A 6634-nucleotide genomic window follows, 5' to 3' on the forward strand; every position below is an offset into this window, starting at 1 on the left:
CCATCCATGGGGCTAACTGCGTGGGCGTACTCGCTCTCCGAATCGATGCTGGCCGAACCGCTGCCGCGCCGCTGGGCCCACTCCCTCGGGGTGGCTGAGCGGGCGCGTTCCCTGAGCCCGATCCTCGGCCGGGACGCCGAGCTACTGGAGGCTGCCGCAGTTCTGCACGATGTCGGCTACTCCCCCTCCATCGCCACTACCGGCTTCCACCCGCTCGACGGGGCCCGGTTCCTCCGCGACCAGGAGGGCGCTGACGAGCGCGTCGTCCGGCTCGTGGCCCACCACTCCTGCGCTCTTCTGGAGGCCGAGGAGCGCGGTCTCCGACATGACCTGGAGACCGAGTTCGAGCTGGAGAAGCCGGAGCTGGTAGACGCGCTGATCGTGTCAGACATGACGACCACGCCGGACGGCGAGCACACAACGCCGGCGGCCAGGCTGGACGAGATCGTGCAGCGGTACGGCCCGGACACGATCGTGGGGCGCTTCATCCAGCGAGCAGCACCGGAGATCTACGCCGCCACCAAGCGGGTGGAAGGCCGATTGACCCTCGCCCAGGCCGCCACTCAGCCGATGTAAGGCTCACGGCGCGACTCGTCCAGGCCATGTTGGATCCGCAGCCGCATAGACGGGTGAATGTCCAGGTCATCGAGGTCCTTCGGATCGATCCAGCGGACCTCCTTGGATTCGCTGCTCGTGCGAAGGATTCCGCCTATCGGATGGGCCCGGAAGCAGATCGAGAACTGTTGTCGTACCTCGCCATCGTCGTACGCGAGGACGTGCTCCGGGTCGGTGTAGAGACCGACAACGCCGTCCACCTCAACCTTGATCCCCGTCTCCTCTTCGACTTCGCGCACCACTGTGTCGCCGACACGCTCGCCAATGTCGTGACCACCGCCAGGAAGTGCCCACAGGTTGTTATCGGTCTTGTGGATGACCAGCAGCCTCCCGGCGTCGTCGCGCACGATGGCCGTGACCGAGGGCACCACCGAGTTAGCGGCGGGAGCGGCGGGGTCGCGGAAGTAGTCGATTCGGCTCATGCGTCTAGACCTCCCAGGTCTGTGGGCGAGGAGATGGGTCTTGCGGTCTCCCAGACCCGTTCGACGCTCTCGGCGTAGGCATCGAACAGCTCGCCCCCGGGGACACGCTGGATATGCAGCACCGGCGCCATGTACGCGCCGACGCCGTACAGGTGGCCGTTGGCGAGCATCTCGTCATCGGCCCGGTAGATCGAGTTGTAGAGCGTGGTGGAGTGGAGTCGGAACTCCACACCAGGAAGGCCGAACAGCGCCGCATAGTTGACCAGGGCGTTGCGAATCTTGCTGGCCATAGCGCCCCTGATCCCCTCGTCCTCGCCTCGCACGGCGACCGCGGCAGACTCCGGATCCCCGAGCATGAAGCGGATGCGGACGCCGGCAGCCGACCTCTCCTTGACGACCTGGTGAAATGCTGCGTCCTCAGTGAGCCAAAAGCCCGAGTAAACGAGCACGTCGAAGTGTCGTGACGCTCGGGCGTAGAGCTGTGGCCAGAGACGGTTCGGGACTACGGATCGGTGAGGGTAGAGCCTGACCAGCTCGGCGTTCCCAGCCTCGGTAACCTCGGCCGACGTCCGCTCATCCGGCCACAGGTATGACATCTCTCGCTGAAGGAGCGAGGCTGCGGCGTACTTGAAGCGACGGTACGGCTGCCGCTTGGGCTCATTGATCCAGCGTTCAACCGTCTTGGCTGACACGCCTAGCGCTTCGGCGACTTGATCGAGCGACAGACCGCTCTGGGTGATCGCACCGCGTAACCGCTCATTTGCCATGTCGCGCTCTCCCCGCAATGGGACGACTTGGTACGACCTCACCGTAGCGAAGTCGTGCACCAGTCGTACATGTGCAGAGTCCAGCGTCTCGGCCCGAGAGGCCAAGCTAAAGACACATCGAGCGGACGGAAGCGTCAGCCCCGAAGAGTGAAGGGACTTGACGCCGTGGATCCTTCTCTCCATGATGAGGAACAGGTATTACATGTACCTCTACGGATGGAATCCGCCGCGAGGTGCTGTGCAAGCGGGAGGCCACTTGGGGCTCACCGCGCACGCCAGAGAGTCACGGCTCTTTGAGAACTGAACAGTGATCGTGCGGGGCTGACGCGAGTCGGCGGTCGCGGTAGGTGCCTAGGACGAGGGTCCGGGGGCAAACCGCCGCGGTGGACGTCCGACTCCCCCTATGCGCTTGGCAGCGCCACCCGGACTCGGGTGTGGGGAAAGACAGCTGGGCCCCAACGCACGTGGCGGCAAGAGTGAGACCGCCCCCGAGACGACCGGGTGACGTCGTCGGCGGCACGCCAACCTGCACCGACTCGTGCAGGCCGCCTTCCGGCGTCAGAGCAGTGATGCTGACGCACCGATTCTCAGGCTCATGACGGGACCGCCGCGGCAACGACGATCGGCGAAGTCCCGCCCCTTCCCGCGTGGAGGTTTCTCATGTTCCACCGACATCCGCAGGCGCCGACCGTACTCGACCGGTACGACCGGCCGCGCCCCTCGCGTCACCCACACCCACCGCCGCGCTGAGCGCGCTGCGGCCGGCTGCCTCCTCCGCCCGTCCGCCGCCTTTTGGCGTCGTACGGGCGGGGTTGAGGGGAGCCGGAGCTCTTCCTGCTTCACAACGACGTGCAGCCCCGGCGCTCGAACGCCGGGGCTGCTGTTCGGTCCCGTTCCTCTGTGGAAGGAGCAAGACCTTGATGTTCATCGATCTTGTCCAGGACCCCGTTACCGGTGACTGGTACGGCGACGAACCGACCGACGCCGACCTGGCCTCCATCGAGGCGGAGCCCCCGGTGCTCATCTCCGACGAGCTGTTGTTCATCGACGTTCAGATCGCGCTCATGGAGCCCGCCCCGGCCGCCCTGGACGTGCGCCGCCGGCGCCGCGCCGAGGCCCGCCTGATGGCCGCCCGCCGCGACGCCGCCAACCGCGGCGCCCGCCGCGCAAAGGCGGGGGACGCAGCGTGAAGGCGATCACCAGCCGCGCTCAGGCCAACGCCGCGGAACGCACGCTGAGCGTGGGCATGTGGGCGATCGTCAGCGGAGCGATGCTGTTCTCCGTCCTGACGGTCACCCCGCTCATGACCGCTCACACCCACGAGGACTGGCAGTGGACGGCCCCGATCCTGCCGATCGTGGTCGACTCCGCTGTCGTCATCGTGGTCCGCCTCGACTCCGTCCTCGCCCGCCTCGGCGGCCGGGGCGGCCCCTGGCCGGTGGCCCTGCGGTGGATGACCGGCGCCATGACCCTCCTCCTCAACATCGGGGCATCCGCCCTGGTCGGCGACCTGGTCGGCGTCGCCGTCCACTCCGTCGCGCCGCTCCTGCTGATCGTGACCGCCGAGGCCGGTCTCGCCTACCGGCGGGCCCTGGCCGCCGCCGTCAAGGGCCTGGAAGCGCAGGAGGAAGAGACCCGTCAGGCCCGCGAGACGGCCGCGGAGAAGCGGGAGGAAGCCCGCCAGCAGCGGGCGCGTGAACGCCGCGACCACGAAGCGGCCGAGGCCCGTGAACGGCGTGAACACGAGGCCCGCCTGATCCGCGACGAAGCCGAACGGCAGGAGCGGGTCCGGCGCGAGGAGCGCGAGGACCGGGAGCGTCACGAGCGTGAGGAACGCGAGGCCGGTGAACGCCGTGAACGCGAGCGTGAACAGCAACGGCTGGAGCGTGAACGCCGTGAACGCGAGGCCCAGCAGCAGAAGGAGCGGGAGACCCGCCAGAAGGAGGAGCGGGAGCGTCAGGCCCGTGTCGAGGAGGTCGAGCGTGAACGCCGTGAACGGTCCCGTGAACAGGAACGGCTGGAGCGTGAACGCGCTGAACTCCTGACGCTCGGACCGGCCGCGGAGAAGCTCCCCGAAGCCGAGGCCCGCGCGCTCGTCAAGCGCCTGCACACCGCCGGCCTCGGGATCAGGGTGGCCGCCGAGACGACCGGCTGGTCCGTCGGCTGGGTCTCCGCCCGCTACCAGGAGCTCCGCACCCCGCCCGCCGGCCTCGAAGGAGCCGCCTCGTGAAGCTCTCCCCGAACACCGCCCCCGCCGAGCCGACCGACCTGCTGATCCGGATGCACAACCAGGTCGGCGCCGCCGTCGACGTCACCGGCACCCCGGACAGCTCCTACTGGTCCTGCCACGGATGCGGCTACGGCTACGGCTACAGCAGCATCGACCACCACGTGGACACCACCCGCGCCAGGGCCAACGCCCACGCCGCCGACTGCCGGGCCGCCTACCACCGCCTCGACCGATGACCGGCCTGCCCGTCTACCGGTGGAGCCTGGCCCCCGACGGGCTGGCCACCCGCCGACAGCTCCGCGCCGCTGGGCTTCGGCCCGGCGGTCAGGACGTCGTCGCCCAGCTCGAACGCCCGCGCCGCCGGCGCGGGCCGCTGATCGCCTACCTCTACCGGGTCGACCTGGCCCGCCCGGTGAGGCCGATGACCGTCCGCCGGGCCGCGGCTCTGGCGAAGGCGAACAAGGCCCGTCGTACCTGCCCCGCCTGCGAGCGGGACGCCGGGTACGTGATCCCGCCCTCGCTCGGCATGTGCGTCCCGTGTGCGGACGCCCCGGCACTCGCCGCCTGAACACCGTCTTCAAGGAGTTCCAGTGACCTCCCAGACCTCTACCACCACCCCGGCCGCCGCCCAGGGTTCCCACATGTGGGTGTTGACCCTGGAGATGCCGGGTCGGGGGATGAGCACGCAGTACGGGACGTGGACGCCGCCCGCCGACTCCACCCGCTACGACGTGTTCGTCGCGCTCCGGGGCCACATCGTGTCCCAGCACCCGGAGATGGCCTCCGCCAACTGCGTCTTCTTCAGCCTGGAGCCCAACCGGCTCTGACCTGCACCAACGATCCCTGGAAAGGAGGAGTCGTCATGCCCGGCATCGACTGGGATGGGGAGTTCTCTCGCATGAACGCCCCGGCCCCGGCCCCGGCCCCGGCCTCGCCCGCGGCCTCGGAGAAGACCGGCACGTCGTCCAAGGTCGCCGCCACGATCGGCAAGATCGGGGCGGGCCGCCACAACAAGGCCGCGCTCGCGGTGTGCGGGACGATCGCCGTCCTCGCGGTGTGCGGAACGGTCGTGACCGTCACCGACATGCAGGACCGAGCGCGCGCCCAGGACCGAGCGCGCGCCCAGGACCAGGCCGCGACCGCCCTGGTTGAAGCCGAGGTCGACAAGCAGCGGGCCCAGAGCCAGGAGGCCGCGGCCAAGACGCTCTACGAGCGGGAGATGGCCGTCTACCTGGAGTGCAACAAGCTCCGGGCCGCCGCCGTCGCGAAGGCCGCCTCGTACGACGTCGCGCGGATCCCCGCCTGCGAAGCCCCCGTCCTCGGCGCCACCACCCCCAAGGCCGCTCCGGCCGACGGCGCGCCAGCAGACGGGATCACCTCAAGCCCCTGGCTGTGGGTGGCGCTCGTCGGCGGCGCCGGCCTCATCGCCTACAAGAAACTCTCCGCTCCCAGCTCCTCCGGTTCGAGTGCGACCGTTCCCGCGAACAACAAGGGATTCACCTTCGAGAAGGGCGCGTAATGACGCTCCAGTTCTTCGCTCTGGTCCTGTTCTGCTGGGCCATGTACTTCACCTTCAAGAAGACCAAGGGAAAGCAGATGCTGATCAGCCTGGCACTGATCGCGTCCGGTGTTCTCCTGCCCTACACGCCGGTCGGTGACCAGATTCGAGGCGGCCTCGAATCCGTCTTCAACACGGCGAACGACACGGTAGCCGACCTCGGCGCCTCGTCACGCTGAGCGATCAATCTCCGGTTACAGGTTACCGGTTACAGCCCTCAGGCGCCCCCGAACCGCCCCCGTGCGGCCCGAACCGGCGCCCGCGGGGCCTGTAACCGGTAACCGGTAACCCCACCGCGACCACGAAGCGTCACCGGAAGGGGGCTCGTGGAACTCCTCGTTCTCCTCGCCATCACCTACCTCGTCGGCGTCGACAACACGCACGGAAAATACGAGAAGGCAGGCATCAAAAAGCCCGCCCCGAAAACGAAGAACAAGTGGGAGCCGAAGAAAGCGCCGGACACGTTCCGGAAAGGCTCCTACAACCTGGCGGCGAAAACCCGCTACGGGCTGCTCGCCGGCGCCCACTGGGCCGGCGGACTGCGCGAAGGATGGCGCTCCGCCTACCTGAAGAAGCCCGGCGTCAAGCCCTCCACTTCGTCCACCGGCACCAAGCCGTCGGGGCCGTCCGCACCCACCACGGGCGCCGGGATGCCCCCGAAGCCCACCACCCCACCGAAGCCGACCACCCCGCCCCCGGCGGGCCCCGCGCCCGGGCCGACCGCGGCCCCGACGCCGCCGGCTCCGGCCGACGCCGCGCCGCCGGTCGCCGAGTCGGTGCCGGGGCCGACCATCCCGCCGCCCGGCATCGTCCCGCCGCCGGCGGCCGTCAAGCTTCCCGATCACATCAAGGAGGACCCTGCGATGCAGCCCAACCCGCCCACCCCGCATGCCGCGACCGTGGACGCCAAGGGTGTCCACGTCACCACGGCCGCCGGGAAGGCCCGTACCTACAGCGGTGGCGAGGTCATGACCCTGACCCAGGTCATCGACCTGGCCGAGGGCTCCGCCACCGTCTGCCAGTCCAGCACGGACACCTGCCT

General features: G+C 69.1%; 10 protein-coding genes and 1 pseudogene. 9 read left to right on the forward strand and 2 right to left on the reverse strand.

The window, feature by feature from the left end; all coding sequences use genetic code 11:
- Positions 1-6 precede the first annotated feature (6 nt).
- On the forward strand, positions 7-576 hold the full coding sequence (locus AB0D01_RS26960; protein WP_363059579.1) for an HD domain-containing protein: 570 nt from the start codon (positions 7-9) through the stop codon (positions 574-576).
- On the opposite strand, the gene AB0D01_RS26965 is transcribed toward AB0D01_RS26960, so the two are convergent.
- Positions 564-1037, reverse strand: coding sequence for an NUDIX domain-containing protein (locus AB0D01_RS26965; RefSeq protein WP_363059581.1), 474 nt, complete (start codon positions 1035-1037; stop codon positions 564-566). The genes AB0D01_RS26960 and AB0D01_RS26965 overlap by 13 nt on opposite strands.
- Complete coding sequence (locus tag AB0D01_RS26970) at positions 1034-1804, reverse strand: helix-turn-helix transcriptional regulator (protein ID WP_363059583.1); 771 nt, start codon at positions 1802-1804, stop codon at positions 1034-1036. The genes AB0D01_RS26965 and AB0D01_RS26970 overlap by 4 nt, the downstream gene beginning before the upstream one ends.
- A 920-nt stretch (positions 1805-2724) precedes the next feature.
- On the opposite strand from AB0D01_RS26970, the gene AB0D01_RS26975 reads away from it, so the two are divergent.
- The 8 genes and pseudogenes from AB0D01_RS26975 to AB0D01_RS27010 all read left to right on the forward strand — a co-directional run.
- Positions 2725-2994, forward strand: coding sequence for a DUF6284 family protein (locus AB0D01_RS26975; RefSeq protein ID WP_363059585.1), 270 nt, complete (start codon positions 2725-2727; stop codon positions 2992-2994).
- Between the two features lie 56 nt (positions 2995-3050).
- On the forward strand, positions 3051-4034 hold the full coding sequence (locus AB0D01_RS26980) for a DUF2637 domain-containing protein (RefSeq protein WP_363059611.1): 984 nt from the start codon (positions 3051-3053) through the stop codon (positions 4032-4034).
- Positions 4031-4270: a hypothetical protein gene (locus AB0D01_RS26985; protein ID WP_363059587.1), complete on the forward strand. Its 240-nt coding sequence runs from the start codon at positions 4031-4033 to the stop codon at positions 4268-4270. The genes AB0D01_RS26980 and AB0D01_RS26985 overlap by 4 nt, the downstream gene beginning before the upstream one ends.
- Positions 4267-4602, forward strand: coding sequence for an RRQRL motif-containing zinc-binding protein (locus AB0D01_RS26990; protein WP_363059589.1), 336 nt, complete (start codon positions 4267-4269; stop codon positions 4600-4602). Before AB0D01_RS26985 ends, AB0D01_RS26990 begins: the two co-directional genes overlap by 4 nt.
- Before the next feature lie 22 nt (positions 4603-4624).
- Entirely contained in the window at positions 4625-4861 is a 237-nt protein-coding gene (locus tag AB0D01_RS26995) for a hypothetical protein (RefSeq protein ID WP_363059591.1), read from the forward strand.
- Between the two features lie 35 nt (positions 4862-4896).
- Complete coding sequence (locus AB0D01_RS27000) at positions 4897-5553, forward strand: hypothetical protein (protein ID WP_363059593.1); 657 nt, start codon at positions 4897-4899, stop codon at positions 5551-5553.
- Entirely contained in the window at positions 5553-5771 is a 219-nt protein-coding gene (locus AB0D01_RS27005; RefSeq protein ID WP_363059595.1) for a hypothetical protein, read from the forward strand. Before AB0D01_RS27000 ends, AB0D01_RS27005 begins: the two co-directional genes overlap by 1 nt.
- Before the next feature lie 147 nt (positions 5772-5918).
- Positions 5919-6634 (forward strand): annotated as a pseudogene (locus tag AB0D01_RS27010) (hypothetical protein); the annotation flags it as partial.

Source organism: Streptomyces sp. NPDC048606, assembly GCF_040650855.1.
In the GTDB taxonomy this organism is placed as follows: Bacteria; Actinomycetota; Actinomycetes; order Streptomycetales; family Streptomycetaceae; genus Streptomyces.

Bases quoted from the DNA above. Each gene is read 5' to 3' on its own strand.
- AB0D01_RS26960 (WP_363059579.1), top strand. From the start codon at position 7: ATGGGGCTAACTGCGTGGGCGTACTCGCTCTCCGAATCGATGCTGGCC.
- AB0D01_RS26990 (WP_363059589.1), top strand. From the start codon at position 4,267: ATGACCGGCCTGCCCGTCTACCGGTGGAGCCTGGCCCCCGACGGGCTG.
- AB0D01_RS26975 (WP_363059585.1), top strand. From the start codon at position 2,725: ATGTTCATCGATCTTGTCCAGGACCCCGTTACCGGTGACTGGTACGGC.
- AB0D01_RS27005 (WP_363059595.1), top strand. From the start codon at position 5,553: ATGACGCTCCAGTTCTTCGCTCTGGTCCTGTTCTGCTGGGCCATGTAC.
- AB0D01_RS26970 (WP_363059583.1), bottom strand. From the start codon at position 1,804: ATGGCAAATGAGCGGTTACGCGGTGCGATCACCCAGAGCGGTCTGTCG.
- AB0D01_RS27000 (WP_363059593.1), top strand. From the start codon at position 4,897: ATGCCCGGCATCGACTGGGATGGGGAGTTCTCTCGCATGAACGCCCCG.
- AB0D01_RS26980 (WP_363059611.1), top strand. From the start codon at position 3,051: ATGTGGGCGATCGTCAGCGGAGCGATGCTGTTCTCCGTCCTGACGGTC.
- AB0D01_RS26965 (WP_363059581.1), bottom strand. From the start codon at position 1,037: ATGAGCCGAATCGACTACTTCCGCGACCCCGCCGCTCCCGCCGCTAAC.